26 protein-coding genes are annotated in these 24862 nt (G+C 62.5%); 24 read left to right on the forward strand and 2 right to left on the reverse strand.

Going from position 1 to position 24862, the window contains the following annotated elements:
- Positions 1-69: 69 nt before the first annotated feature.
- Positions 70-1269, reverse strand: coding sequence for an acetyl-CoA C-acetyltransferase (locus AC1DFR_RS06380; RefSeq protein WP_476872994.1), 1200 nt, complete (start codon positions 1267-1269; stop codon positions 70-72).
- A 396-nt stretch (positions 1270-1665) separates the two neighbouring features.
- Here AC1DFR_RS06380 and rpoB point away from each other — a divergent pair, with 396 nt between their 5' ends.
- The 7 genes from rpoB (at position 1666) to AC1DFR_RS06415 (ending at position 14344) form a co-directional block, all read left to right on the forward strand.
- Positions 1666-5181 (forward strand): DNA-directed RNA polymerase subunit beta, encoded by a 3516-nt coding sequence (rpoB, locus tag AC1DFR_RS06385; protein ID WP_476872995.1) that lies wholly within the window; start codon positions 1666-1668, stop codon positions 5179-5181.
- 105 nt (positions 5182-5286) lie between these two features.
- Positions 5287-9186, forward strand: a complete 3900-nt coding sequence (locus AC1DFR_RS06390) for a DNA-directed RNA polymerase subunit beta' (RefSeq protein WP_223913813.1) — start codon at positions 5287-5289, stop codon at positions 9184-9186.
- Positions 9187-9585: 399 nt separating this feature from the next.
- Complete coding sequence (rpsL, locus tag AC1DFR_RS06395) at positions 9586-9960, forward strand: 30S ribosomal protein S12 (RefSeq protein ID WP_018773658.1); 375 nt, start codon at positions 9586-9588, stop codon at positions 9958-9960.
- Position 9961: 1 nt separating this feature from the next.
- The gene (gene rpsG, locus AC1DFR_RS06400; RefSeq protein WP_011692813.1) at positions 9962-10432 is read left to right on the forward strand and encodes a 30S ribosomal protein S7; all 471 of its coding nucleotides are present in this window, start codon (positions 9962-9964) and stop codon (positions 10430-10432) included.
- Between the two features lie 69 nt (positions 10433-10501).
- Entirely contained in the window at positions 10502-12616 is a 2115-nt protein-coding gene (gene fusA / locus AC1DFR_RS06405) for an elongation factor G (protein WP_079550516.1), read from the forward strand.
- A 267-nt stretch (positions 12617-12883) separates the two neighbouring features.
- Complete coding sequence (tuf, locus tag AC1DFR_RS06410) at positions 12884-14074, forward strand: elongation factor Tu (RefSeq protein ID WP_018773660.1); 1191 nt, start codon at positions 12884-12886, stop codon at positions 14072-14074.
- Between the two features lie 144 nt (positions 14075-14218).
- Positions 14219-14344, forward strand: coding sequence for a hypothetical protein (locus AC1DFR_RS06415; protein WP_256860042.1), 126 nt, complete (start codon positions 14219-14221; stop codon positions 14342-14344).
- 17 nt (positions 14345-14361) lie between these two features.
- Here the strand turns inward: AC1DFR_RS06415 and AC1DFR_RS06420 are convergent, their stop codons facing one another.
- Positions 14362-15786 carry a GH1 family beta-glucosidase gene (locus AC1DFR_RS06420; protein WP_476858994.1) on the reverse strand — a complete coding sequence of 475 codons (1425 nt, stop codon included), beginning with the start codon at positions 15784-15786 and terminating at the stop codon, positions 14362-14364.
- A 410-nt stretch (positions 15787-16196) separates the two neighbouring features.
- On the opposite strand from AC1DFR_RS06420, the gene rpsJ reads away from it, so the two are divergent.
- The 17 genes from rpsJ (at position 16197) to rplR (ending at position 24862) form a co-directional block, all read left to right on the forward strand.
- Entirely contained in the window at positions 16197-16505 is a 309-nt protein-coding gene (rpsJ, locus tag AC1DFR_RS06425; RefSeq protein ID WP_003803825.1) for a 30S ribosomal protein S10, read from the forward strand.
- 17 nt (positions 16506-16522) lie between these two features.
- The gene (gene rplC, locus AC1DFR_RS06430; RefSeq protein WP_003803812.1) at positions 16523-17173 is read left to right on the forward strand and encodes a 50S ribosomal protein L3; all 651 of its coding nucleotides are present in this window, start codon (positions 16523-16525) and stop codon (positions 17171-17173) included.
- Positions 17174-17177: 4 nt separating this feature from the next.
- Entirely contained in the window at positions 17178-17798 is a 621-nt protein-coding gene (rplD, locus tag AC1DFR_RS06435; RefSeq protein ID WP_028275117.1) for a 50S ribosomal protein L4, read from the forward strand.
- Positions 17795-18100 (forward strand): 50S ribosomal protein L23, encoded by a 306-nt coding sequence (gene rplW, locus AC1DFR_RS06440; protein WP_018773664.1) that lies wholly within the window; start codon positions 17795-17797, stop codon positions 18098-18100. The genes rplD and rplW overlap by 4 nt, the downstream gene beginning before the upstream one ends.
- 29 nt (positions 18101-18129) lie before the next feature.
- Complete coding sequence (gene rplB / locus AC1DFR_RS06445) at positions 18130-18969, forward strand: 50S ribosomal protein L2 (RefSeq protein ID WP_026266473.1); 840 nt, start codon at positions 18130-18132, stop codon at positions 18967-18969.
- Positions 18970-18981: 12 nt separating this feature from the next.
- Positions 18982-19263: a 30S ribosomal protein S19 gene (gene rpsS / locus AC1DFR_RS06450; RefSeq protein ID WP_018773666.1), complete on the forward strand. Its 282-nt coding sequence runs from the start codon at positions 18982-18984 to the stop codon at positions 19261-19263.
- Positions 19264-19301: 38 nt separating this feature from the next.
- Positions 19302-19667, forward strand: coding sequence for a 50S ribosomal protein L22 (gene rplV, locus AC1DFR_RS06455; protein ID WP_003803798.1), 366 nt, complete (start codon positions 19302-19304; stop codon positions 19665-19667).
- Complete coding sequence (gene rpsC, locus AC1DFR_RS06460; RefSeq protein WP_028275116.1) at positions 19668-20510, forward strand: 30S ribosomal protein S3; 843 nt, start codon at positions 19668-19670, stop codon at positions 20508-20510.
- Positions 20511-20927 carry a 50S ribosomal protein L16 gene (gene rplP, locus AC1DFR_RS06465; RefSeq protein ID WP_018773668.1) on the forward strand — a complete coding sequence of 139 codons (417 nt, stop codon included), beginning with the start codon at positions 20511-20513 and terminating at the stop codon, positions 20925-20927. It begins immediately after the preceding gene.
- 2 nt (positions 20928-20929) lie between these two features.
- Positions 20930-21259, forward strand: a complete 330-nt coding sequence (rpmC, locus tag AC1DFR_RS06470) for a 50S ribosomal protein L29 (protein ID WP_018773669.1) — start codon at positions 20930-20932, stop codon at positions 21257-21259.
- Complete coding sequence (rpsQ, locus tag AC1DFR_RS06475; protein WP_018773670.1) at positions 21256-21564, forward strand: 30S ribosomal protein S17; 309 nt, start codon at positions 21256-21258, stop codon at positions 21562-21564. Before rpmC ends, rpsQ begins: the two co-directional genes overlap by 4 nt.
- A gap of 549 nt (positions 21565-22113) precedes the next feature.
- Positions 22114-22482 carry a 50S ribosomal protein L14 gene (gene rplN / locus AC1DFR_RS06480; protein ID WP_003803789.1) on the forward strand — a complete coding sequence of 123 codons (369 nt, stop codon included), beginning with the start codon at positions 22114-22116 and terminating at the stop codon, positions 22480-22482.
- Positions 22483-22485: 3 nt separating this feature from the next.
- Positions 22486-22845: a 50S ribosomal protein L24 gene (rplX, locus tag AC1DFR_RS06485; RefSeq protein WP_028275000.1), complete on the forward strand. Its 360-nt coding sequence runs from the start codon at positions 22486-22488 to the stop codon at positions 22843-22845.
- Positions 22845-23426: a 50S ribosomal protein L5 gene (gene rplE, locus AC1DFR_RS06490; protein WP_018773672.1), complete on the forward strand. Its 582-nt coding sequence runs from the start codon at positions 22845-22847 to the stop codon at positions 23424-23426. The genes rplX and rplE overlap by 1 nt, the downstream gene beginning before the upstream one ends.
- Before the next feature lie 96 nt (positions 23427-23522).
- Positions 23523-23921, forward strand: coding sequence for a 30S ribosomal protein S8 (rpsH, locus tag AC1DFR_RS06495; RefSeq protein WP_018773673.1), 399 nt, complete (start codon positions 23523-23525; stop codon positions 23919-23921).
- An 18-nt stretch (positions 23922-23939) separates the two neighbouring features.
- The gene (gene rplF, locus AC1DFR_RS06500) at positions 23940-24476 is read left to right on the forward strand and encodes a 50S ribosomal protein L6 (RefSeq protein ID WP_011692797.1); all 537 of its coding nucleotides are present in this window, start codon (positions 23940-23942) and stop codon (positions 24474-24476) included.
- Positions 24477-24478: 2 nt separating this feature from the next.
- Complete coding sequence (gene rplR, locus AC1DFR_RS06505; protein WP_018773674.1) at positions 24479-24862, forward strand: 50S ribosomal protein L18; 384 nt, start codon at positions 24479-24481, stop codon at positions 24860-24862.

A 24862-nucleotide genomic window follows, 5' to 3' on the forward strand; every position in this document is an offset into this window, starting at 1 on the left:
CTGGCGGCTGTTTCCGGTCCGCCCGGCCGCCCTGTGGTCCGGGCCCGCCCGGCCCGCCGGTTACCGGTCTTAGTCGCGGTACAGCAGCAGCGCTTCGCCCTGGCCGCCGCCGCCGCACAGGGACACGGCCGCCTTGCCGGTACCCCGGCGCTTGAGTTCGTGGGCTGCGTGCAGGGCCAGCCGGGCCCCGGAGGCCCCGATCGGGTGGCCCAGGGCGATGGCCCCGCCATGGATGTTGCACTGCTCCAGCGGATAGTTGAGGTCCTTCAGGGACTGCACCGCGACGGAACCGAAAGCCTCGTTGATTTCGATGAAGTCGAGGTCCGCGGCGGACCAGCCGGCTTTGTCCAGGGCGTTCTTGATGGCGTTCGACGGCTGGGAATGCAGCGAGTTGTCCGGACCGGCGACCTGGCCCGGCTTGCCGACCACCGCGAGATACTCGAGGCCGTTGTCCTCGGCGAACTTCCGGCTGCTCAGCACCAGGGCGGCAGCGCCGTCGGACAGGGGAGAGGAGTTGCCGGCGGTGATGGTTCCGTCAGTGACGAACGCCGCGCGCAGGCCGGACAGCGACTCGACGGTCGTGTCGGGCCGGATGCCCTCGTCGGAGGTGACGGCGATCGGATCGCCCTTGCGCTGCTTGACGCTCATCGGGGCGATCTCGCCGTCGAAGACGCCGTCCTTCGCGGCCCGGGCGGCACGCTGGTGCGACTGGGCCGCCACCTCGTCCTGGGAGGCCCGGTCAATGCCGAGGGTCAGGTTCTTGCTCTCGGTCGACAGTCCCATGGACTGCCCGTCGAAGGCGTCGGTCAGGCCGTCGTGCGCGGCCACGTCCAGGGCCTGGACCGTGCCGTACGCCCAGCCCTGCCGGGAACCGGGCAGCACGTGAGGTGCGCGGGTCATGGACTCCTGGCCGCCGGCGACCACCACCGTGGCGTCCCCGCTGCGGATCATCCGGGCGGCGTCGATCACGGCGGTGAGGCCCGAGAGGCAGACCTTGTTGATGGTCACCGTCGGCACGTTCCAGCCGATGCCGGCGCCGATGGCGCTCTGGCGCGCAGGGTTCTGGCCCGCGCCGGCCTGCAGGACCTGGCCGATGATCACGCTGTCCACCTGGTCGGCCTTGACGCCGCTGGCGGCCAGGGCCGCGCGGATGGCGTGGGTGCCGAGCTCGACGGCGGTGAAGCTGGCCAGCTGCCCGTTCAGGCGCCCCTGGGGGGTGCGGGCTGCGGCGAGAATGACAACATCGTTGTTGTCTGCAGGATTGCTCATGGTGTTTTCTTCCGATCTTCTTTCGACTTATGTCTACGTTATCGTGAGCCCCGTCACCTATCCATTCGGCAGGGCGGACACCGTCGCCGCGAGGAGTCGGGGAAATTCCGCCAAACTTCGTGCTTGCAATCCCGCCGGAAGTGGGGTAGACAAGTAGGTTGCTTTGCCGTATCGTAGATATTTGCGTCTTCCCTGTTTACCTTCAGCCTTCATATAGCGGTGGGCTTAGCCTGACAGCTGTTCCATCAATGTGCCGTCTACCACGTGCACCAGCTATGGACAGCGCGGGTCCCGGGTCATATAGCGGAACCGGACTGGTAGCGCTGCGGAGTCATTCTGCAGAGTGCATAACGGGGGAGATCTGACAACGCCTGAAGGTCTGTGGAAGGATCCCTCTTGGTCGCCTCGAGCACCTCTAATGTAAACAACGCTACCGCTATCAATGCCGACAGCACCGACGGTGCAACCCGCCGGCTCTCATTCGCAAAGATTCACGAACCCCTTGATGTTCCGAATCTGCTCGCCCTGCAAACCGACAGCTTTGACTGGCTGGTCGGGAACGAACGCTGGCAGGCGCGCGTTGCGAAGGCCGTCGAAGAAGGCGACCTCAGCGTCGCCACCTCCTCGGGTCTGTCCGACATCTTCGAAGAGATCTCCCCGATCGAAGACTTCCAGGGCACCATGTCCCTGAGCTTCTCCGAGCCGGAGTTCGCTGACCCCAAATACACCATGGCTGAGTGCAAGGACCGGGACGCAACGTACTCGGCTCCGCTGTACGTCAAGGCCGAGTTCATGAACAACAACACGGGCGAAATCAAGCAGCAGACCGTGTTCATGGGTGACTTCCCGCTGATGACCGAGAAGGGCACCTTCGTCGTCAACGGCACCGAGCGTGTCGTCGTCTCCCAGCTGGTCCGCTCGCCGGGCGCCTACTTTGAGCGCACCGCCGACAAGACCAGCGACAAGGACATCTTCACCGCGAAGATCATCCCCTCCCGCGGCGCCTGGTTCGAGCTCGAAATCGACAAGCGCGACCAGGTCGGCGTCCGTCTTGACCGCAAGCGCAAGCAGTCCGTCACCGTACTGCTGAAGGCCCTCGGCTGGACCGAAGGCCAGATCCTCGAGGAATTCGGCCAGTACGACTCCATGCGCGCCACGCTGGAGAAGGACGCCACCGAGACCCGCGAAGACGCGTTGCTGGACATCTACCGGAAGCTGCGACCGGGCGAGCCGCCCACGGTTGAGGCTGCCCAGTCCCTGCTGGACAACCTGTACTTCAACTCCAAGCGCTACGATCTGGCCAAGGTCGGCCGTTACAAGATCAACCGCAAGCTTGGCATCGACCGCTCCCTTGGCGACAAGGAAGCTTCGGTCCTGCACGTTGAAGACATCGTGGCCATGATCAAGTTCCTGGTTGCGCTGCACGCCGGCGAGAAGACCCTCACGGGCAAGCGCGACGGCCAGGACCACGAGCTCCGCGTCGAGATCGATGACATCGACCACTTCGGCAACCGCCGCATCCGCGCCGTCGGCGAGCTCATCGAGAACCAGGTCCGCACCGGCCTGTCCCGCATGGAGCGCGTTGTCCGCGAACGCATGACGACCCAGGACGTCGAGGCCATCACGCCGCAGACCCTGATCAACATCCGTCCCGTCGTGGCAGCCATCAAGGAGTTCTTCGGAACTTCCCAGCTGTCCCAGTTCATGGACCAGAACAACCCGCTCTCGGGTCTGACCCACAAGCGCCGCCTGTCCGCGCTTGGCCCGGGTGGTCTGTCCCGTGACCGTGCCGGCATGGAAGTTCGTGACGTGCACCCGTCCCACTACGGACGTATGTGCCCCATCGAAACTCCTGAAGGCCCGAACATTGGTCTGATCGGTTCGCTGGCTTCCTACGGACGCATCAACCCGTTCGGTTTCATCGAAACCCCGTACCGCCTTGTCGCCGAGGGTGTCGTCTCCGATGAGGTCAAGTACCTCACGGCCGACGACGAAGCCGAGGTCCTGATCGCACAGGCCAACGCACCGCTCGACGAGAACAAGCGTTTCGCGGAAGAGACCGTCCTGGTCCGTGCCCGCGGTGGTGGAGGCGAGCCTGTGCTGGTTCCCGCCGCCGACGTCGAGTTCATGGACGTTTCCCCGCGCCAGATGGTGTCCGTGGCTACCGCCCTGATCCCGTTCCTCGAGCATGACGATGCCAACCGTGCACTCATGGGTGCCAACATGCAGCGCCAGGCCGTGCCGCTGGTCCGTTCCGAGGCACCGTTCGTCGGTACCGGCATGGAGCGCGCCGCAGCCGTCGACGCCGGTGACGTTGTCATCGCCAAGAAGGCCGGTGTGGTTACCGAGGTCTCCGCTGAGCTGGTCATCATGCTCAACGACGACGGTACGGAAACCAACTACCGCATCAACAAGTTCGCCCGTTCCAACCAGGGCAACTGCTACAACCACCGTGTCCTGGTAAGCGAAGGCCAGCGCCTGGAGGTCGGCGGCATCATCGCTGACGGCCCGGCAACGGACCAGGGCGAGCTCGCCCTCGGTAAGAACCTGCTCGTGGCATTCATGTCATGGGAAGGCCACAACTTCGAGGATGCCATCATCCTCTCCCAGCGCATCGTGGCCGAGGACGTCCTGTCCTCGATCCACATCGAGGAGCACGAGATCGATGCCCGCGACACCAAGCTTGGTGCCGAGGAAATCACCCGTGACATCCCGAACGTGTCTGAGGAAGTCCTGGCAGGCCTGGACGAGCGCGGCATCATCCACATCGGTGCCGAGGTTGAGGCCGGCGACATCCTGGTCGGTAAGGTCACCCCCAAGGGCGAGACCGAGCTGACCCCGGAAGAGCGCCTGCTGCGCGCCATCTTCGGTGAGAAGTCCCGCGAAGTGCGCGACACCTCCCTGAAGGTGCCGCACGGCGAGTCCGGCACCGTGATCGGTGTCCGCGTCTTCGACCGCGACAACGACGACGAGCTGCCCCCGGGCGTCAACCAGCTGGTGCGCGTCTACGTCGCTGCCAAGCGCAAGATCACCGACGGCGACAAGCTCGCCGGCCGCCACGGCAACAAGGGTGTTATCTCCAAGATCCTTCCGATCGAGGACATGCCCTTCCTTGCCGACGGCACCCCCGTTGATATCGTCCTGAACCCGCTGGGTGTTCCGGGCCGCATGAACGTCGGCCAGGTGCTGGAAACGCACCTCGGCTGGGTTGCCAAGACCGGCTGGAAGATCGAGGGCGAGCCCGAGTGGGTCAAGCAGCTGCCGAACCTGCCGCGCGAGAGTGGCCAGACCACTGTGGCGACGCCGGTCTTCGACGGTGCGCGTGAAGAGGAAATCACGGGCCTGCTCGATTCCACCAACGTCACCCGCGACGGCGACCGCCTGATCAACTCTTCCGGCAAGACCCGTCTGTTCGACGGCCGCTCCGGCGAGCCGTTCCCGGATCCGATCTCGGTCGGCTACATGTACATCCTGAAGCTCCACCACCTGGTGGACGACAAGATCCACGCCCGCTCCACCGGCCCGTACTCCATGATCACGCAGCAGCCGCTGGGTGGTAAGGCACAGTTCGGTGGCCAGCGCTTCGGTGAAATGGAAGTGTGGGCGCTCGAAGCTTACGGCGCCGCGTACACGCTCCAGGAACTGCTGACGATCAAGTCGGATGATATCCACGGTCGTGTGAAGGTCTACGAAGCCATCGTCAAGGGCGAGAACATCCCCGAGCCGGGCGTTCCTGAGTCCTTCAAGGTCTTGATCAAGGAAATGCAGTCGCTGTGCCTGAACGTGGAAGTGCTTTCCACGGACGGAACCACAATTGAAATGCGTGACTCTGATGACGCAGTCTTCACGGCTGCGGAAGAACTGGGCATCGATCTGTCTCGTGCAGAGCCCAGTTCCGTAGAAGAGGTTTAGCAGGGGGTTTACGACGGCGGGTTCGCACTCGCCGTCGTAAGCCACCTCCCTCTTCCCGTAACCCAAGACTTCAGAATTTAGAGAACAAGAGAGAACAGGGACCATATGTCCAGCGAATCCTCCTTCGGCCTCATGCAGATCGGCCTCGCCACCGCGGAAGACATCCGTGGCTGGTCGTACGGCGAGGTTAAGAAGCCGGAAACCATCAACTACCGCACGCTCAAGCCCGAGAAGGACGGCCTCTTCTGCGAGAAGATCTTCGGCCCGTCCCGCGACTGGGAATGCTACTGCGGTAAGTACAAGCGCGTGCGCTTCAAGGGCATCATCTGCGAGCGGTGTGGCGTTGAGGTCACCCGTGCGAAGGTCCGCCGTGAGCGCATGGGCCACATCGAACTCGCCGCCCCGGTCACGCACATCTGGTACTTCAAGGGTGTTCCCTCCCGCCTGGGCTACCTCCTTGACCTGGCACCGAAGGACCTCGAAAAGGTCATCTACTTCGCGGCCTACATGATCACGAGCGTCGACGCCGACAGCCGCCACGAAGAACTGCCCAACCTCCAGGTTGAGCACGACATCGAGAAGAAGCAGCTGATCGACAACCGCGACTCGGACATCGCCACGATCGCCCGCGACCTTGAGAACGAGCTTGCCCGTCTCGAAGGCGAAGGCGCGAAGGCTGCCGACAAGAAGAAGGCCCGCGACTCCGCTGACCGCCAGATGGCGAACGTACGCAAGCGTGCCGACGCCGAAATCGAGCGCCTCGAGCAGGTCTGGGACCGCTTCAAGAACCTCAAGGTCGCCGACCTCGAAGGTGACGAAGGCCTGTACCGCGAACTGCGCGACCGCTACGGCATGTACTTCGAAGGCTCCATGGGTGCCGAGGCCATCAAGAAGCGTCTTGAGAACTTCGACATGCAGGCCGAGTCGGACATGCTGCGCGACATCATCGCCAACGGCAAGGGCCAGCGCAAGACCCGTGCCCTGAAGCGGCTCAAGGTGGTCAACGCGTTCCTGACGACCAACAACAGCCCGCTCGGCATGGTGCTGGACGCCGTCCCGGTGATCCCGCCGGAACTGCGCCCGATGGTCCAGCTGGACGGTGGCCGCTTCGCGACCTCCGACCTCAACGACCTCTACCGCCGAGTGATCAACCGCAACAACCGCCTCAAGCGCCTGCTTGACCTCGGTGCTCCGGAGATCATCGTCAACAACGAGAAGCGCATGCTTCAGGAAGCTGTTGACAGCCTCTTCGACAACGGCCGCCGTGGCCGTCCGGTCACCGGACCGGGCAACCGTCCGCTGAAGTCCCTGAGCGACATGCTTAAGGGCAAGCAGGGCCGTTTCCGCCAGAACCTCCTCGGCAAGCGCGTCGACTACTCCGGCCGTTCGGTCATCGTCGTCGGCCCGCAGCTGAAGCTGCACCAGTGTGGTCTGCCCAAGCAGATGGCCCTGGAGCTCTTCAAGCCGTTCGTGATGAAGCGCCTGGTGGACCTCAACCACGCCCAGAACATCAAGTCGGCCAAGCGCATGGTGGAGCGTTACCGTCCGCAGGTCTGGGACGTCCTCGAAGAGATCATCACCGAGCACCCCGTGCTGCTGAACCGTGCACCTACCCTGCACCGTCTCGGCATCCAGGCGTTCGAGCCGCAGCTTGTTGAAGGCAAGGCAATCCAGCTGCACCCGCTGGTTTGTGGCGCTTTCAACGCCGACTTCGACGGCGACCAGATGGCAGTCCACCTGCCGCTGAGCCCCGAAGCCCAGGCCGAGGCCCGCATCCTGATGCTCTCCTCGAACAACATCCTGAAGCCGTCTGACGGCCGCCCGGTGACCCTGCCGTCGCAGGATATGATCATCGGTCTCTACCACCTGACCACCAAGCGTGTCGGTTCAGCTGGCGAAGGCCGGATCTTCTCCTCGGTCGCGGAAGCCATCATGGCCTACGACCTTCACGAGCTGCACCTGAACTCCAAGGTCAAGATCCGGCTCGAGGGCTTCGTGCCCTACGCGGGCTGGGAAGCCCCGGAGGGCTGGGAGCCCGGTCAGATGGCACTGGTCGAGACCTCCCTCGGCCAGGTCATCTTCAACCAGACGCTGCCCGCGGATTACCCGTGGGTTGAGGATGTTGCCGACAAGGGCGAGCTGTCCCGGATCGTCAACGACCTCGCCGAGCGCTACCCGAAGGTGATCACGGCGGCAACGCTGGACAACCTGAAGGATGCCGGTTTCTACTGGGCCACCCGCTCCGGCGTGACCGTTGCCATCTCCGACATCGAGGTGCCCACGGACAAGCCGCGGATCCTCGCCGGTTACGAGACCATGGCCGCCAAGATCCAGGGCCAGTACGACAAGGGCCTGATCGACGACGACGAGCGTCGCCAGGAACTGATCGAAATCTGGAACAAGGCAACGAACGAGATCGCCCAGGCGATGCGTGACAGCCTGTCCCCGATGAACACGATCAACCGCATGGTGTCCTCGGGCGCACGTGGTAACTGGATGCAGGTCCGTCAGATCGCGGGTATCCGTGGCCTGGTGGCCAACCCTAAGGGTGAAATCATCCCGCGTCCGATCAAGTCCTCCTACCGCGAGGGCCTCTCGGTGCTGGAATACTTCATCGCCACGCACGGTGCCCGTAAGGGTCTGGCTGACACCGCCCTGCGTACCGCCAACTCGGGTTACCTGACCCGTCGTCTGGTGGACGTGTCGCAGGACGTCATTGTCCGCGAAGAGGACTGCGGTACCGAGCGCGGCCTGATGACCGCCATCGCCGTGGCCGACGCCAACGGCGTCCTCGTCCTGGACGAGAACGTCGAGAACAGCGCCTACGCCCGCACCCTGGCCGTCGACGTCGTCGACTCCAAGGGCAAGGTCCTGGCAGCTGCCGGCACCGACTGCGGCGACGTCGTCATTGCCGAACTGTTCGCAGCCGGCATCACCGAGGTCAAGGTCCGCTCTGTACTCACCTGTGAGTCCAGCGTCGGCACCTGCGCCCTGTGCTACGGCCGTTCGCTGGCCACTGGCAAGACCGTCGACATCGGTGAGGCCGTGGGCATCATTGCCGCGCAGTCCATCGGTGAGCCGGGTACCCAGCTGACCATGCGTACGTTCCACACCGGTGGTGCTGTTTCCGCCAGCGGTGGCGACGACATCACCCAGGGTCTGCCCCGTATCCAGGAGCTCTTCGAAGCCCGTACTCCGAAGGGTGTCGCACCGATTGCTGAAGCAGCCGGCCGCATCACCATCGAAGAGTCCGAGCGCCAGATGCGCCTGGTCATCACCCCGGATGACGGATCTGAAGAGATCGCCTACCCGGTGCTGCGCCGTTCACGTCTTCTCATCGAAGACGGCGATCACGTCAGCGTTGGCCAGAAGCTCATCAACGGCCCGGTCGACCCCAAGCAGGTGCTGCGCATCATGGGTCCCCGTGCCGCGCAGAAGTTCCTGGTGGACGAAGTCCAGGGCGTGTACCGCAGCCAGGGCATCGGTATCCACGACAAGCACGTCGAGGTTATCGTCCGCCAGATGCTGCGCCGCGTCACGGTCATCGAGTCCGGCGAATCGGACCTGCTGCCCGGCGAGCTCGCCGAACGCAGCCGTTTCGAAGAGGCCAACCGCCGCGTTGTGTCCGAGGGCAAGACGCCGGCATCCGGGCGTCCCGAGCTCATGGGCATCACCAAGGCGTCCCTGGCGACCGAGTCCTGGCTGTCCGCAGCTTCCTTCCAGGAGACCACCCGCGTTCTGACGCAGGCGGCCATGGAAGGCAAGAGCGATCCGCTGCTCGGCCTCAAGGAAAACGTCATCATCGGTAAGCTCATCCCGGCCGGCACGGGTCTCCCGCGCTACACCGAGGTCACCGTGGAACCCACTGAAGAAGCAAAGGCCAACCTGTTCACCGGCCCCAGCGCATTCAGTGACTTCTCCTACGACTCGCTGGGCGGCGACGGAGCTCCCGAGTTCCACGCCATCCCGCTGGATGACTACGATCTCGGCAGCGACTTCCGCTGAGCTGAGTGACTGACAGGCCCCGTTCCCACCTCGGTGGGGGCGGGGCCTTTCCAGTGGTAAAACCCCGCCGATTAAGGGCTGGGACCCGTCCGTGTTAGACTTGAGACTAATTGTTATTGTGGCAGTGGATGAGTGCGCCGGTTTGAGCCAGACAGCTTGCAGCTGAAAGGTTCAACCAGGACGACGTTTCCGGTTTGCAGGGTTCTTGTGCAACGTATGCCACATTTTCGCATGCCTAGGGGCAGTTCGGGTCGAAAGTCCTTGGACCCCGGCGTGCGGTCCGACTATTAAGGCTTCGCCTCAGCTGCTCTGGAGAGAACTTCAAAGCTCGGGCGGCGAGGCGCAGCGACAAGAGAGCGGCCGCCAACGGCCGCTCCGGATAAAACGGAGAACACGAGAGTGCCTACGATTAACCAGCTGGTCCGCAAGGGCCGCACGCCTAAGGTCAAAAAGACCAAGGCTCCCGCGCTTAACGGCAGCCCGATGCGCCGCGGTGTTTGCACCCGCGTTTACACGACGACCCCGAAGAAGCCGAACTCGGCTCTGCGTAAGGTTGCTCGCGTACGCCTCAACGGCGGCATTGAAGTCACCGCATACATCCCCGGTGTGGGCCACAACCTGCAGGAGCACTCCATTGTGCTCGTCCGCGGCGGCCGCGTGAAGGACCTTCCGGGTGTCCGCTACAAGATCGTCCGTGGCGCCCTCGATACCCAGGGTGTCAAGAACCGTAAGCAGGCTCGCAGCCGCTACGGCGCAAAGATGGAGAAGAAGTAATATGCCTCGCAAGGGTCCGGCCCCCAAGCGGCCGCTAGTTCTAGATCCCGTTTACGGCTCCCCGCTGGTCACCCAGCTCATCAACAAGGTGCTGGTTGACGGCAAGAAGTCCACCGCAGAGCGCATCGTTTACGGTGCACTCGAGGGTGCTCGCGCCAAGTCCGGCGGCGACCCCGTTGCAGCCCTCAAGAAGGCCATGGAGAACGTCAAGCCTTCGCTTGAGGTCCGCTCCCGCCGTGTTGGTGGCGCCACCTACCAGGTTCCCGTTGAGGTCAAGCCGGGCCGTTCCACGGCCCTCGCCCTCCGCTGGCTGGTTGGCTACTCCAAGGCCCGCCGCGAAAAGACCATGACCGAGCGCCTCCAGAACGAAATCCTGGATGCCTCGAACGGTCTCGGTGCCGCTGTGAAGCGTCGCGAAGACACCCACAAGATGGCCGAGTCCAACAAGGCCTTCGCACACTACCGCTGGTAATACTTCCCGGACGCCGCCGGCTCGACTGAGCCGGCGGCGAACGTGCAGTCCATCCGAAAGGGAGACACCGTGGCACAGGACGTGCTTACCGACCTTAGCAAGGTCCGCAATATCGGCATCATGGCCCACATCGATGCCGGCAAGACCACTACTACCGAGCGCATCCTCTTCTACACGGGTGTGAACCACAAGATCGGCGAAACGCACGACGGCGCTTCGACGACTGACTGGATGGAACAGGAAAAGGAACGCGGCATCACCATCACGTCTGCCGCCGTGACCTGCTTCTGGGAAAACAACCAGATCAACATCATCGACACCCCCGGCCACGTGGACTTCACGGTCGAGGTTGAGCGCTCCCTGCGCGTCCTCGACGGCGCAGTCGCCGTGTTCGACGGCAAGGAAGGCGTGGAGCCGCAGTCCGAGACTGTTTGGCGCCAGGCTGACAAGTACAACGTTCCGCGCATCTGCTTCGTCAACAAGATGGACAAGCTCGGCGCTGACTTCTACTTCACCGTCGACACCATCATCAGCCGCCTCGGTGCCAAGCCGCTCGTCATGCAGCTGCCGATCGGCGCCGAGAACGACTTCATCGGCGTCGTCGACCTCCTTTACATGCGTTCGCTGGTCTGGCCCGGCGACGCCAAGGGTGACGTCACCATGGGTGCCAAGTACGAGATCCGCGAGATCCCGGCTGACCTCCAGGCGAAGGCCGAAGAGTACCGCGCAACGCTCATTGAGACCGTTGCCGAGTCCTCCGAGGAACTCATGGAGAAGTACCTTGAGGGCGAAGAGATCAGCATCGATGAGCTCAAGGCCGGCATCCGCAAGATGACGATCAACTCTGAGATCTACCCGGTCTTCTGTGGTTCTGCATTCAAGAACCGCGGCGTTCAGCCCATGCTCGACGCTGTGGTGGACTACCTGCCGAACCCGCTCGACGTCCCGCCGATGATCGGTCACGATCCCCGCGACGAAGAGAAGGAGCTTACCCGTAAGCCCTCCTCTGAAGAGCCCTTCTCCGCACTGGCGTTCAAGATCGCCGCGCACCCCTTCTTCGGCCAGCTGACCTTCGTCCGCGTGTACTCCGGTCACGTGGAAGCAGGCTCGCAGGTGGTCAACTCCACCAAGGGCAAGAAGGAGCGCATCGGCAAGCTGTTCCAGATGCACGCCAACAAGGAAATGCCCGTCGAGGGCGCTACCGCCGGCCACATCTACGCAGCGATCGGCCTCAAAGACACCACCACGGGCGACACCCTGTGCGATCCGGCCAACCAGATTGTCCTCGAGTCCATGAGCTTCCCGGAGCCCGTGATCTCGGTTGCGATCGAGCCGAACACGAAGGGTGACCAGGAGAAGCTCTCCACGGCCATCCAGAAGCTCTCCGCTGAGGACCCGACCTTCCAGGTCTCCCTCAACGAGGACACCGGCCAGACCATCATCGCCGGCATGGGCGAGCTCCACCTGGACATCCTGGTGGACCGCATGCGCCGCGAATTCAAGGTCGAGGCAAACGTTGGCAAGCCGCAGGTTGCTTACCGCGAAACCATCAAGCGTGCTGTAGAGCGTCACGACTACACGCACAAGAAGCAGACCGGTGGTTCCGGCCAGTTCGCAAAGATCCAGATCGCGATCGAGCCGCTGGACACCTCAGGTGGCGAGCTGTACGAGTTCGAGAACAAGGTCACCGGTGGCCGCGTTCCGCGCGAGTACATCCCGTCGGTCGACGCCGGCATCCAGGATGCGCTTAACGACGGCGTCCTGGCCGGTTACCCGGTTGTCGGCATCAAGGCGACGCTGATTGACGGCGCTTACCACGATGTTGACTCCTCGGAAATGGCGTTCAAGATCGCCGGCCGTATGGCTTTCAAGGAAGCCGCACGCAAGGCGAACCCTGTCCTGCTCGAACCGCTGATGGATGTCGAGGTCCGCACCCCTGAGGAATACATGGGTGAAGTTATCGGTGACCTCAACTCCCGCCGTGGCCAGATGCAGTCCATGGAAGATGCCCAGGGCGTCAAGGTTATTCGCGCACACGTCCCGCTGTCCGGCATGTTCGGCTACATCGGTGACCTGCGCTCGAAGACCCAGGGCCGCGCTGTGTACTCCATGACGTTCAACAGCTACGCCGAGGTCCCGAAGGCAGTCGCCGACGAGATCATCCAGAAGAACCGCGGCGAGTAGTCTTCTAGACGCGTCGCAGCAACAAGAAACTCGGGTGCGTCTCCGCCAGCGGAGACACATCTGGTGCAAGTGGCCGGACTCCGGTCAGCTGTAGTCCGGCCAGGCCGGAGTTCGGCCGCCTGCACGAACAGGCTCTAGGCACTAGCATTAGTACCTGAATCTGCAATTTCATCAATCCAAAGCCCCCCAAGTAGACTTACTGGAGTTTCTGCCGCGACAAGCGCGGCCGAAGGGTAAGTCAATTTGAAAACGTTCTAGGAGGAACCTGTGGCAAAGGCAAAGTTCGAGCGGACTAAGCCGCACGTTAACATCGGTACCATTGGTCACGTTGACCACGGTAAGACGACGCTGACGGCCGCCATTTCCAAGGTGCTGTACGACAAGTACCCGACTCTCAACGAGAAGCGTGACTTCGCGTCGATTGACTCTGCTCCCGAAGAGCGTCAGCGCGGCATTACCATCAACATCTCCCACGTTGAGTACCAGACCGAGAAGCGCCACTACGCACACGTAGACGCTCCGGGTCACGCTGACTACATCAAGAACATGATCACCGGCGCTGCTCAGATGGACGGTGCAATCCTCGTGGTTGCCGCCACTGACGGCCCGATGGCTCAGACCCGCGAGCACGTTCTGCTCGCCCGCCAGGTTGGCGTTCCCTACCTGCTGGTCGCGCTGAACAAGGCTGACATGGTTGACGACGAAGAGCTCCTCGACCTCGTTGAAATGGAAGTTCGCGAGCTGCTCAGCTCGCAGGGCTTCGATGGCGACGAGGCTCCGGTTGTTCGCGTTTCCGGCCTGAAGGCCCTCGAAGGCGACCCCGTCTGGGTCAAGTCCGTTGAGGACCTCATGGCTGCTGTCGACGAGTCCGTTCCGGACCCCGTACGTGACCGTGACAAGCCCTTCCTGATGCCGATCGAAGATGTCTTCACGATCACCGGCCGTGGCACCGTTGTTACGGGCCGCGCCGAGCGTGGAACCCTCGCCATCAACTCCGAGGTCGAGATCGTCGGCATCCGCCCGGTCCAGAAGACCACGGTTACCGGTATCGAGATGTTCCACAAGCAGCTCGACGAAGCATGGGCCGGCGAGAACTGTGGCCTCCTGCTCCGCGGTCTGAAGCGCGACGATGTCGAGCGTGGCCAGGTTGTCGTCAAGCCGGGTTCCATCACCCCGCACACCGACTTCGAGGCTAACGTCTACATCCTCTCCAAGGACGAAGGCGGACGTCACAACCCGTTCTACTCCAACTACCGCCCGCAGTTCTACTTCCGCACCACGGACGTAACCGGCGTTATCACCCTGCCGGAAGGCACGGAAATGGTTATGCCCGGCGACAACACTGAGATGACCGTTGCGCTCATCCAGCCGATCGCAATGGAAGAGGGCCTCGGCTTCGCTATCCGCGAAGGCGGCCGCACCGTTGGTTCAGGACGCGTCACCAAGATCATCAAGTAATTACTTGCCGATCTGATGCTTTGCCCCTGATCAGCCAGCCGTCTGGCAGCTGAGAAGAGGATCGGGAACAGCCCCGCTGCACTTGCAGCGGGGCTGTTCCTTTTAAGTTCCTGATACCTTTGCAGGAAGGGAAGGGAGCTCACCATGGGCTGGTTCATTTTTCTGCTGATCGCCGCCGCGGTCGTTGTCGCGTTCTTTTGGGCGAAGAGGCACTTCCGCCAGGAGATCGAGCGCGCCAAGCGCATCAATAGGTCCAACCGCAACCAGTAGCAGCGGCCGGGCGGGGCTCAGGCCCGGCGTGCCCGCGCGAGGGCCTGGTACCAGTAGTACGAGTCTTTCGGCGTGCGCTTGAGGCTCGTGAAATCGACGTGCACCAGGCCGAAGCGCTGCGAGTAGCCGGCCGCCCATTCGAAGTTGTCCATCAGCGTCCAGACGTAATAGCCGAGCAGTTCGACGTCGTGGGCCACGCCCCCGGGGGAGGTCGCCTCCACCGCCTGGCTGAGATGTGCGGCGAGGTAGCTGATCCGGCCGGCATCGGGAATGGGGCCGGTGACGTGGTCCGGTTCGGGGAAGCTCGCCCCGCTCTCGGTGATGTAGAGCGGCGGCAGCGAGGACCCGTACCGGTCCTTCAGCTCCCGGAGCAGGATCCCCAGGTGGTCAGGAGCGACCGGCCAGCCGAACCCTGTGCGTTCATACTCCGGGAACGCGGCCATGTGGAACGGGACTTTCAGCATCGCCTCCGCGGTTGCCGAGGGGCTGTCGACGCCGCGGCCCGTGGCCACCTTCACGGGGTAGTAATAGTTCAGACCGTAGAAATCCAGCGGCTGGTGGATCGTGGCCAGGTCCGCGTCGCTGATGCTCCGCATTGAACGGAACCACGGCCGGGCGATCAGCGGCAGCCGGGGAAAGCGGCCCAGGAGGATCGGGTCAGCGTAGAGCCGGTTCAGCACGAAGTCGAACACCCTGGCCAGCATCCTGTCTGTTGGCGAACCCGAAGCAGGCCGGACGGGGGAATGCAGGTTCGTGACCCCGATGGCGCCGGCGACGCCCTCCGCGCGCAGCGCCTGAACCGCCAGCCCGTGCCCCAGGAGCTGATGCCGCACCGACGGCAGGGCATCGAAGAGCAGGCCTCGGCCGGGTGCGTGGACGCCCAGGGCGTAGCCGTTCAGGGTAACCGAGGCGGGCTCGTTCAGCGTCACCCACTGCGCCACGCGGTCGCCGAACCGCTTGCCGGCGGCCGCGCTGTACTCGGCGAACCGTTCCGCCGTCGAACGGTTCATCCAGCCGCCCCGGTGCTCGAGGGGCAGCGGCGTATCCCAGTGGTAGAGAGTGGCCATGGGGGAGATGCCGGCGGCGAGGAGCCGGTCGATCAGGCGGTCGTAGAAGTCCAGCCCGGCCGCATTGAAGCGGCCGCTGCCCTCGGGCTGGACCCGCGGCCACGAGATCGAAAAGCGGTAGGAATCGATCCCGAGATCCCGCATCAGTTCGATGTCTTCCTCGGCGCGGTTGTAGTGGTCGCAGGCCACGGCGGGGGAGTGCCCGTGCAGGATGTTGCCGGGCTTTTCGGCAAAGGCGTCCCAGCCGGAGGGGCCGCGGCCGCCGGCGGCAAGGCTGCCCTCGATCTGGAATGCCGCGGAGGAAACACCCAGGGTGAATCCCGGGCTCAGGCGTGCGGCGAGGGCCTGAACTGCTACAGAGTCCTGCACAGTCATGCCCCTATCATCCATTCGACGGCGATTCAGGACAATGGCCCTCCGGCAGTGATTGCACCGCCGTGCAGAGGGCTGATTCGCTTCTGCCCGCAAATTCCGGCATACTAGATGAGTTGTTCAAGCGCTCTTTCGCGTCCCGATCCGGATAATGCCGGATGCCAGGGTCCAAGTAAGAGACCAAACATAACCCACTCCCCATGGAATTGCGGACGCGTACGTTTGAAAACATGCGACACGCCCGACCGCGGGGGTCGGTTGCGTCGGCAGGTTGAGGAACCCGGATCTTTCCGGATTCAGCTTGTGCGGCGGGTGGTAGTCACGACTTCAAATGCTTCGGCAGCCATACAACTAGTAAGTGAACAGGGCAGCCCTAATCAGGGGAAGCACAGACTGAAAGAGAGTCAGGCGACATGGCGGGACAAAAAATCCGCATCCGGCTGAAGTCATATGACCACGAGGTCATTGACGTTTCAGCACGGAAGATCGTTGAGACGGTCACGCGCGCAGGCGCAACTGTAGTTGGCCCCGTGCCGCTGCCGACGGAGAAGAACGTTTACTGCGTTATTCGCTCTCCGCACAAGTACAAGGACAGCCGCGAGCACTTCGAAATGCGCACGCACAAGCGTCTTATCGACATCATCGACCCCACGCCCAAGGCTGTTGATTCGCTCATGCGTCTCGACCTGCCGGCCGACGTGAACATCGAAATCAAGCTGTAGGGAGGTGCTGAGAGACTATGACCGCAACCCGTAACGTAAAGGGCCTGCTGGGCACGAAGCTCGGCATGACCCAGGTCTGGGACGAGAACAACAAGCTCATCCCCGTCACTGTGGTCCAGGCTGACTCGAACGTCATCACGCAGCTGCGCAACGCAGAAACTGATGGCTATGTCGCCGTTCAGATCGGCTACGGCCAGATCGATCCCCGCAAGGTCACCAAGCCGCTGGCTGGTCACTTTGAAAAGGCAGGCGTCACGCCTCGCCGCCACGTCGTAGAACTGCGCACTGCAGATGCTGACTCTTACGAGCTGGGCCAGGAGCTCTCCGTAGAGCTCTTCGAAGCCGGCCAGAAGATCGACGTCGTTGGCACCACCAAGGGTAAGGGCTTCGCCGGTGTTATGAAGCGTCACGGCTTCCACGGCGTTGGAGCTTCCCACGGTGCACACAAGAACCACCGTAAGCCCGGTTCAATCGGTGGCGCATCCACCCCGAGCCGCGTCTTCAAGGGCATGAAAATGGCCGGCCGCATGGGCGCCGTTCGTCACACCACGCTGAACCTCACGGTCCACGCGGTTGACGTCGAGAAGTCGCTGCTCCTGATCAAGGGCGCCGTTCCCGGCGCCCGCGGCCAGGTCGTACTCGTACGCACCGCCGTGAAGGGAGCCTAGTTCAATGACTAGCACTGTCAAGGTTGACCTGCCTGCAGAGATCTTCGACGTACAGACCAACGTGCCGCTGCTGCACCAGGTCGTCGTTGCCCAGCTCGCTGCTGCTCGCCAGGGTACCCACAAGACCAAGACCCGCGCCGAGGTTTCCGGTGCAGGTCGCAAGCCGTTCAAGCAGAAGGGCACCGGCCGCGCCCGTCAGGGTTCCATCCGTGCTCCTCACATGACCGGTGGTGGCGTTGTCCACGGCCCCACGCCGCGTGACTACAGCCAGCGCACCCCCAAGAAGATGATTGCTGCTGCACTGCGCGGCGCACTCTCGGACCGCGCCCGCAACGGCCGCGTCCACGTCGTTGCTGACCTGGTTGCCGGCTCCACGCCGTCCTCCAAAGAAGCACTGGCAACCCTGCGCGGAGTTTCCGAGCGCAAGAACCTGCTCGTTGTCATTGAGCGCGCCAACGATGTTGCTGCACTGTCCGTGCGCAACCTCGAGGAAGTTCACGTTCTGTACGCAGACCAGCTGAACACCTACGACGTTCTCGTTTCCGACGACGTAGTCTTCACCAAGGCTGCCTACGAAGCATTCGTTGCTGACAAGGTTGCAAAGAACGAGGAGGATGCCAAGTGAGTGCAGCCACCATCAAAGACCCGCGCGACGTCGTGCTTGCACCCGTTGTCTCGGAAAAGAGCTACGGCCTGATCGACGAGGGCAAGTACACCTTCCTGGTGGACCCCCGCTCGAACAAGACCGAGATCAAGCTGGCCGTGGAGAAGATTTTCTCCGTCAAGGTCGAATCGATCAACACCATCAACCGTGCCGGTAAGCGCAAGCGCACCAAATTCGGCTGGGGTACCCGCAAGAACACCAAGCGTGCAATTGTGAGCCTCAAAGAAGGCACTATCGACATCTTCGGCGGTCCGCTTTCATAGCGGAGACCACTTTAACGAGGAAATAAATTATGGGAATCCGTAAATACAAGCCGACTACCCCGGGCCGTCGCGGCTCGAGCGTAGCGGACTTCACTGAAATCACGCGGTCGACGCCGGAAAAGTCGTTGGTACGTCCCCTCCCGAAAAAGGGTGGCCGTAACAACTCCGGTAAGATCACGACCCGTCACAAGGGTGGTGGACACAAGCGCCAGTACCGTCTGATCGACTTCCGTCGCCACGACAAGGACGGCGTCAACGCCCGCGTTGCCGAAATCGAGTACGACCCGAACCGCACGGCTCGGATCGCCCTCCTGCACTACGTTGATGGCACCAAGCGTTACATCATCGCCCCGAACAAGCTGTCCCAGGGCGACTTCGTAGAGGCCGGCGCCGACGCTGACATCAAGCCCGGCAACAACCTTCCGCTGCGCAACATCCCGGTCGGTACCGTAATCCACGCAGTCGAACTGCGTCCGGGTGGCGGCGCCAAGATGGGCCGCTCCGCCGGCGCATCGATCCAGCTCGTTGCAAAGGAAGGCCGTTTCGCCCAGCTGCGTCTGCCTTCCGGCGAAATCCGCAACGTTGACGTGCGCTGCCGCGCAACCGTCGGCGAGGTCGGCAACGCCGAGCAGTCGAACATCAACTGGGGCAAGGCCGGCCGTATGCGGTGGAAGGGCGTTCGCCCGACCGTCCGTGGTGTCGCCATGAACCCGGTTGACCACCCCCACGGTGGTGGCGAGGGTAAGACGTCCGGTGGACGTCACCCCGTCAACCCGAACGGTAAGCGCGAAGGCCGCACCCGCCGTCCCAACAAAGAGAGCGACAAGCTTATTGTTCGTCGCCGTCGTACTGGCAAGAACAAGCGATAGGAGCCTGGACACATGCCACGCAGCCTGAAAAAAGGTCCTTTCGTTGACCAGCACCTCTTTGTAAAGGTAGCCAGGGAAAACGAAAAGGGCACCAAGAACGTCATCAAGACCTGGTCCCGCCGTTCGATGATCGTCCCCGACATGCTCGGCCACACGATCGCCGTACACGACGGACGCAAGCACATCCCCGTGTTTGTCACTGAGTCGATGGTCGGGCACAAGCTCGGCGAATTCGCTCCCACGCGGACATTCCGCGGCCATGTCAAGGACGACCGTAAGGGCAAGCGCCGCTAGGCGCCTGCACTTACGTCAAAGACGAGAGAAGGAAAGCAATGGAAGCCAAGGCAATTGCGCGTCACATCCGCGTAACGCCTATGAAGGCCCGGCGCGTCGTCAACCTTGTTCGTGGTAAGCAAGCGAATGAGGCTCTGGCAATTCTGAAGTTTGCCCCCCAGGCAGCTTCGGAGCCGGTATTCAAGGTAGTTCAGTCGGCAATCTCCAACGCCCGGGTCCTCGCGGACCGCGACGGCGTGGCGTTTGACGAAGGTGACCTCATCATCAGCGAAGCGTTTGTTGATGAAGGCCCGACCATGAAGCGGTTCCAGCCGCGAGCCCAGGGTCGTGCATTTCAGATCAAGAAGCGCACGAGCCACATCACCGTGGTAGTCGCTACCCCGGAGAAAGAGGAGGCTCGCTAAGTGGGACAGAAAGTTAACCCGCACGGGTTCCGACTCGGCATCACCACCGATCACGTATCGCACTGGTTCGCCGACAGCACCAAGGCCGGCCAGCGGTACAAGGACTTCGTTCGCGAAGACATCCGTATCCGCCAGCTCATGTCCACGGGCATGGAGCGCGCCGGTATCGCCAAGGTCGAAATCGAGCGCACCCGCGACCGTGTCCGCGTGGATATCCACACGGCACGTCCGGGCATCGTCATCGGCCGCCGCGGCGCTGAAGCAGACCGCATCCGCGGCGAGCTTGAGAAGCTCACGGGCAAGCAGGTTCAGCTGAACATCCTCGAGGTCAAGAACCCCGAGATGGAAGCCCAGCTTGTTGCCCAGGGCGTTGCAGAGCAGCTGACTTCCCGCGTGGCTTTCCGCCGTGCGATGAAGAAGGCCATGCAGTCCGCACAGCGCGCCGGTGCCAAGGGCATCCGGATCGCTTGCTCGGGTCGACTGGGCGGCGCAGAAATGTCCCGCTCGGAGTTCTACCGCGAAGGCCGTGTGCCCCTGCACACCCTGCGTGCGAACATCGACTACGGCTTCTACGAGGCCAAGACCACCTTCGGCCGCATCGGCGTGAAGGTCTGGATCTACAAGGGCGACGTCACTGCCAAGGAACTGGCTCAGCAGGCAGCTGCTGCTCCGTCCCGTGGCCGTGCCGGCGACCGCCCGGGCCGCCCGGGTGGCGCCGACCGTGGTGACCGCCGCCGTCGTCCCGACCGCCCCGCAGCCGAGGCAGCACCTGCCGCCGAAGCTCCGGCTGTCGAAGCCGGTGCCGCAGGCACGGCACAGTCAGTAGAAGGAGGACAGGCTTAAATGCTTATCCCACGTCGAGTCAAGCACCGTAAGCAGCACCACCCGGGTCGTTCCGGCGCTGCTACGGGCGGCACCCAGGTCTCCTTCGGTGAGTGGGGCATCCAGGCGCTGAGCCCGGCCTACGTCACGAACCGTCAGATCGAATCTGCCCGTATCGCGATGACCCGCCACATCAAGCGTGGCGGAAAGGTCTGGATCAACATTTACCCGGACCGTCCGCTGACGAAGAAGCCGGCCGAAACCCGCATGGGTTCCGGTAAGGGTTCTCCGGAATGGTGGGTCTCAAACGTCAAGCCGGGCCGGGTTCTCTTCGAACTCTCCGGTGTCAGTGAAGAGGTAGCTCGCGAGGCCCTGCGCCTGGCAATCCACAAGCTGCCGTTGAAGGCACGCATTGTGCGTCGCGAAGGTGGTGAGTAGAAATGGCAGTAGGATCCAAGGAACTTGCATCCGCACAGCTGGACGGTTTCGACAACGAGCGTCTCGTTGAAGAACTCCGCAAGGCCAAGGAAGAGCTGTTCAACCTGCGTTTCCAGTCCGCCACCGGTCAGCTGGAGAACCACGGTCGTCTGCGCGCGGTAAAGAAGGACATCGCCCGCATCTACACCGTTCTCCGTGAGCGCGAGCTCGGCATTCGTGCCGAGGTTGCCGCACCGGTTGTGGAAGCCAAGGAAGAGAAGAAGTCCAAGAAGGCTGCAACCAAGAAGGCTGAGAAGGCTGAAACGGTTGAATCCGAGGAGGATGCCAAGTGAGTGAAAAGGACGAGAACGTGACGGAAACTGTTTCCGACGCAGCCAAGGCTGACGAGCGCGGTTACCGTAAGACGAAGCGCGGCTACGTCGTCTCGGACAAGATGGAAAAGACCATCACTGTCCAGGTCGAAGACCGCGTGAAGCACGCCCTCTACGGCAAGGTCATCCGCCGCAACGCCAAGATCAAGGCTCACGACGAAGAGAACAGCGCCGGCATCGGCGACCTCGTGCTCCTCGCCGAGACCCGCCCGCTGTCCGCTACCAAGCGGTGGCGTCTGGTCGAGATCCTCGAGAAGGCCAAGTAACACCTGCACCTGTTTGCCTGGTGATACAGCAGAAGCCCTCGTTCCCCTTTGGGGGAGCGGGGGCTTCTGCGTTGCCGGCAGCCGCCGCAGCCGGCAGCCTGCGTCTGGCGGCAGCAGTTTACCGTGTTCGTCACGCGAAGCAGCCTTCGGGGGGCTTACGACGCCGGCGGGCCGGGTTCCCGGGGTGCGCGGCGGCGGGCGGGCCCAAAGCCTGTCCGGCGTAACGGCGTCGCGGCTGCGCGGGAGGGGTGTGCGGGCTCCATGGCTGTGATAGGGGGATACGCCCAAAACGTGCTAAGATTTTGAGTTTGTATGGCGCCTTTTGCGCGCCGTCATCAACCTCGTAAACAATCGTGCCACGGCATAGTGCCCCCTTGCGCCCCGACTCGTCGGGAACCGCCTGGGAAGCAAATGTTTTTGGCACGGGCGTTTAGGCCTGGTCTGGCAAAATCCAGGCAGGTCAAGAGACACCCCGATCAACCGTTCCGCAAGGCTCATTCCGTAGGAAGATTTTCGGTCTGAGAACCAGCGCGACGCAAGGAGTAAATAGTGATTCAGCAGGAGTCGCGACTCAAGGTCGCCGACAACACGGGTGCTAAGGAAATCCTTACCATTCGCGTTCTCGGTGGATCTGGCCGTCGCTACGCAGGCATTGGCGACGTAATCGTCGCTACCGTCAAGGACGCAATTCCGGGCGGCAACGTAAAGAAGGGCGACGTCGTCAAGGCTGTCATCGTCCGTACCAAGAAGGAACGCCGCCGTGCGGATGGTTCCTACATCAAGTTTGACGAGAACGCAGCCGTCATCCTGAAGAACGACGGTGACCCCCGCGGTACCCGTATCTTCGGACCGGTTGGTCGTGAACTTCGCGACAAGAAGTTCATGAAGATCGTTTCTCTGGCTCCGGAGGTGCTCTAGTCCATGGCTAAGATCAAAAAGGGTGACCTCGTTCAGGTCATCACTGGCGCCAAGGCTGAGCGCGGCGGCGACAAGGGTAAGCAGGGCAAGGTTCTGCGCGTGTACCCGGAGACCAACCGCGTGTTGGTTGAAGGCATTAACCGCGTAACCAAGCACACCAAGGTCGGTCAGTCGCAGCGCGGCACCAAGACCGGTGGCATCGAGGTCGTCGAGGCTTCGATCCACATCTCCAACGTGGCTCTGGTTGACCCGTCCACCAAGAAGCCCACCCGCGTCGGTTTCCGCACCGAGACCGTTGAGCGCGATGGCGTGAAGCGTGACGTGCGCGTCCGCGTGGCCAAGAGCTCAGGGAAGGACATCTAATGACTGAGACTCTCGAGACTCCGGCAAGCAAGATCGTTCCTCGTCTGAAGACCAAGTACGCCGATTCCATCAAGAACACGCTGACTGAGGAATTCAAGTACCAGAACGTCAACCAGGTTCCCCGCCTGGTGAAGGTCGTTGTGAACATGGGTGTTGGAGATGCCGCCAAGGACTCCAAGCTGATCGACGGCGCTGTCCGCGATCTGACCCTGATCACCGGCCAGAAGCCGCAGGTAACCAAGGCCCGCAAGTCGATCGCACAGTTCAAGCTGCGCGAAGGCATGCCGATCGGTGCACACGCAACTCTGCGTGGGGACCGCATGTGGGAATTCCTGGACCGTCTGGTCACGCTGGCCCTGCCGCGTATCCGCGACTTCCGTGGCCTCAGCGGCAAGCAGTTCGATGGCAACGGCAACTACACCTTCGGTCTGACCGAGCAGGTTATGTTCCACGAGATCGACCAGGATTCCATTGACCGCGTTCGCGGTATGGACATCACCGTCGTGACCACTGCCAAGACCGACGACGAAGGCCGCGCGCTGCTGAAGGCGCTTGGCTTCCCGTTCAAGACCGAAGACTAATCTAGCTACGTAAAAGGTCCGCCCGCGCTCCTTTCCGAATTCTGTTCGGGACAACCAGCACGGCGGAAACCGTTATGAGGAAGGGCAAGAGCCCACATGACAATGACAGATCCCGTCGCAGACATGCTTACGCGTCTGCGCAACGCTAACTCGGCATACCACGATTCCGTGACCATGCCGTACAGCAAGCTCAAGGCACGCGTTGCCGACATCCTGAAGGCTGAAGGTTACATCGCCTCCTGGAAAGAAGAAGACGCTGAGGTTGGCAAGAAGCTGACCCTCGAGCTCAAGTTCGGTCCGAACCGCGAGCGTTCAATCGCTGGCGTTCGTCGTATTTCCAAGCCGGGACTGCGCGTTTACGCAAAGTCCACCAACCTGCCGCACGTGCTCGGTGGCCTGGGTGTCGCAATCCTGTCCACCTCTTCCGGCCTCTTGACTGACAAGCAGGCCGGCAAGAAGGGCGTGGGCGGCGAAGTCCTCGCTTACGTCTGGTAACGGGAAAGGAAGAGAATAATGTCACGTATTGGACGTCTCCCCATCACCGTTCCTGCCGGCGTTGAGGTCAAGGTTGACGGCTCTGTCGTCAGCGTCAAGGGTTCCAAAGGCGAGCTGAGCCACACTGTGGCCAGCCCGATCGAGGTTTCCCTGGAAGATGGCACCCTGACTGTCGCCCGCCCGAACGACGAGCGCGCCTCACGTTCGCTGCACGGCCTGACCCGCACCCTGATCGCCAACATGATCCAGGGTGTCACCGCAGGCTACGAGAAGAAGCTTGAGATTGTCGGTACCGGTTACCGCGTCCAGGCCAAGGGTTCTGACCTGGAGTTCGCTCTGGGCTACAGCCACCCGGTCAACGTCTCGGCACCGAACGGCATCACCTTTGCAGTTGAGACCCCGACCAAGCTCTCTGTTTCAGGTATCTCCAAGCAGCAGGTCGGCGAGGTTGCTGCCAACATTCGCAAGCTGCGGAAGCCGGACCCCTACAAGGGCAAGGGCATCCGTTACGCAGGCGAAGTCATCCGCCGCAAGGTCGGAAAGGCTGGTAAGTAACCATGGCGATCGCAATTAACAAGAAGCGTACGAACAAGAGCAAGTCTGCCCAGCGCAGCCGCCGCCAGCTTCGTATCCGCAAGCGCATCTCCGGAACGGCTGTACGCCCGCGTCTGGTCGTCAACCGCTCCGCACGTCACGTATTCGTCCAGGTTGTCGATGACACCAAGGGCCTGACCGTGGCAAGCGCCTCCACACTGGAAGCCGACCTTCGTGCATTCGACGGTGACAAGACCGCCAAGGCCAAGCGCGTTGGCGAACTGGTCGCCGAGCGTGCCAAGGCTGCCGGTATCGAAGCAGTTGTCTTCGACCGCGGTGGTAACAAGTACCACGGCCGGATCGCCGCCGTCGCTGACGGCGCACGTGAAGGTGGGCTGGCACTGTGA

Source organism: Arthrobacter sp. 05T410, assembly GCF_056396505.1.

What these genes read in the sequence shown, in the direction of transcription:
- AC1DFR_RS06380 (WP_476872994.1), bottom strand. Translation starts at nt 1,269, where the DNA reads ATGAGCAATCCTGCAGACAACAACGATGTTGTCATTCTCGCCGCAGCC.
- AC1DFR_RS06390 (WP_223913813.1), top strand. Translation starts at nt 5,287, where the DNA reads ATGTCCAGCGAATCCTCCTTCGGCCTCATGCAGATCGGCCTCGCCACC.
- rpsG (WP_011692813.1), top strand. Translation starts at nt 9,962, where the DNA reads ATGCCTCGCAAGGGTCCGGCCCCCAAGCGGCCGCTAGTTCTAGATCCC.
- AC1DFR_RS06415 (WP_256860042.1), top strand. Translation starts at nt 14,219, where the DNA reads ATGGGCTGGTTCATTTTTCTGCTGATCGCCGCCGCGGTCGTTGTCGCG.
- AC1DFR_RS06420 (WP_476858994.1), bottom strand. Translation starts at nt 15,786, where the DNA reads ATGACTGTGCAGGACTCTGTAGCAGTTCAGGCCCTCGCCGCACGCCTG.
- rpsJ (WP_003803825.1), top strand. Translation starts at nt 16,197, where the DNA reads ATGGCGGGACAAAAAATCCGCATCCGGCTGAAGTCATATGACCACGAG.
- rplC (WP_003803812.1), top strand. Translation starts at nt 16,523, where the DNA reads ATGACCGCAACCCGTAACGTAAAGGGCCTGCTGGGCACGAAGCTCGGC.
- rplD (WP_028275117.1), top strand. Translation starts at nt 17,178, where the DNA reads ATGACTAGCACTGTCAAGGTTGACCTGCCTGCAGAGATCTTCGACGTA.
- rplB (WP_026266473.1), top strand. Translation starts at nt 18,130, where the DNA reads ATGGGAATCCGTAAATACAAGCCGACTACCCCGGGCCGTCGCGGCTCG.
- rpsS (WP_018773666.1), top strand. Translation starts at nt 18,982, where the DNA reads ATGCCACGCAGCCTGAAAAAAGGTCCTTTCGTTGACCAGCACCTCTTT.
- rplV (WP_003803798.1), top strand. Translation starts at nt 19,302, where the DNA reads ATGGAAGCCAAGGCAATTGCGCGTCACATCCGCGTAACGCCTATGAAG.
- rplP (WP_018773668.1), top strand. Translation starts at nt 20,511, where the DNA reads ATGCTTATCCCACGTCGAGTCAAGCACCGTAAGCAGCACCACCCGGGT.
- rpmC (WP_018773669.1), top strand. Translation starts at nt 20,930, where the DNA reads ATGGCAGTAGGATCCAAGGAACTTGCATCCGCACAGCTGGACGGTTTC.
- rplX (WP_028275000.1), top strand. Translation starts at nt 22,486, where the DNA reads ATGGCTAAGATCAAAAAGGGTGACCTCGTTCAGGTCATCACTGGCGCC.
- rplE (WP_018773672.1), top strand. Translation starts at nt 22,845, where the DNA reads ATGACTGAGACTCTCGAGACTCCGGCAAGCAAGATCGTTCCTCGTCTG.
- rpsH (WP_018773673.1), top strand. Translation starts at nt 23,523, where the DNA reads ATGACAATGACAGATCCCGTCGCAGACATGCTTACGCGTCTGCGCAAC.
- rplF (WP_011692797.1), top strand. Translation starts at nt 23,940, where the DNA reads ATGTCACGTATTGGACGTCTCCCCATCACCGTTCCTGCCGGCGTTGAG.
- rplR (WP_018773674.1), top strand. Translation starts at nt 24,479, where the DNA reads ATGGCGATCGCAATTAACAAGAAGCGTACGAACAAGAGCAAGTCTGCC.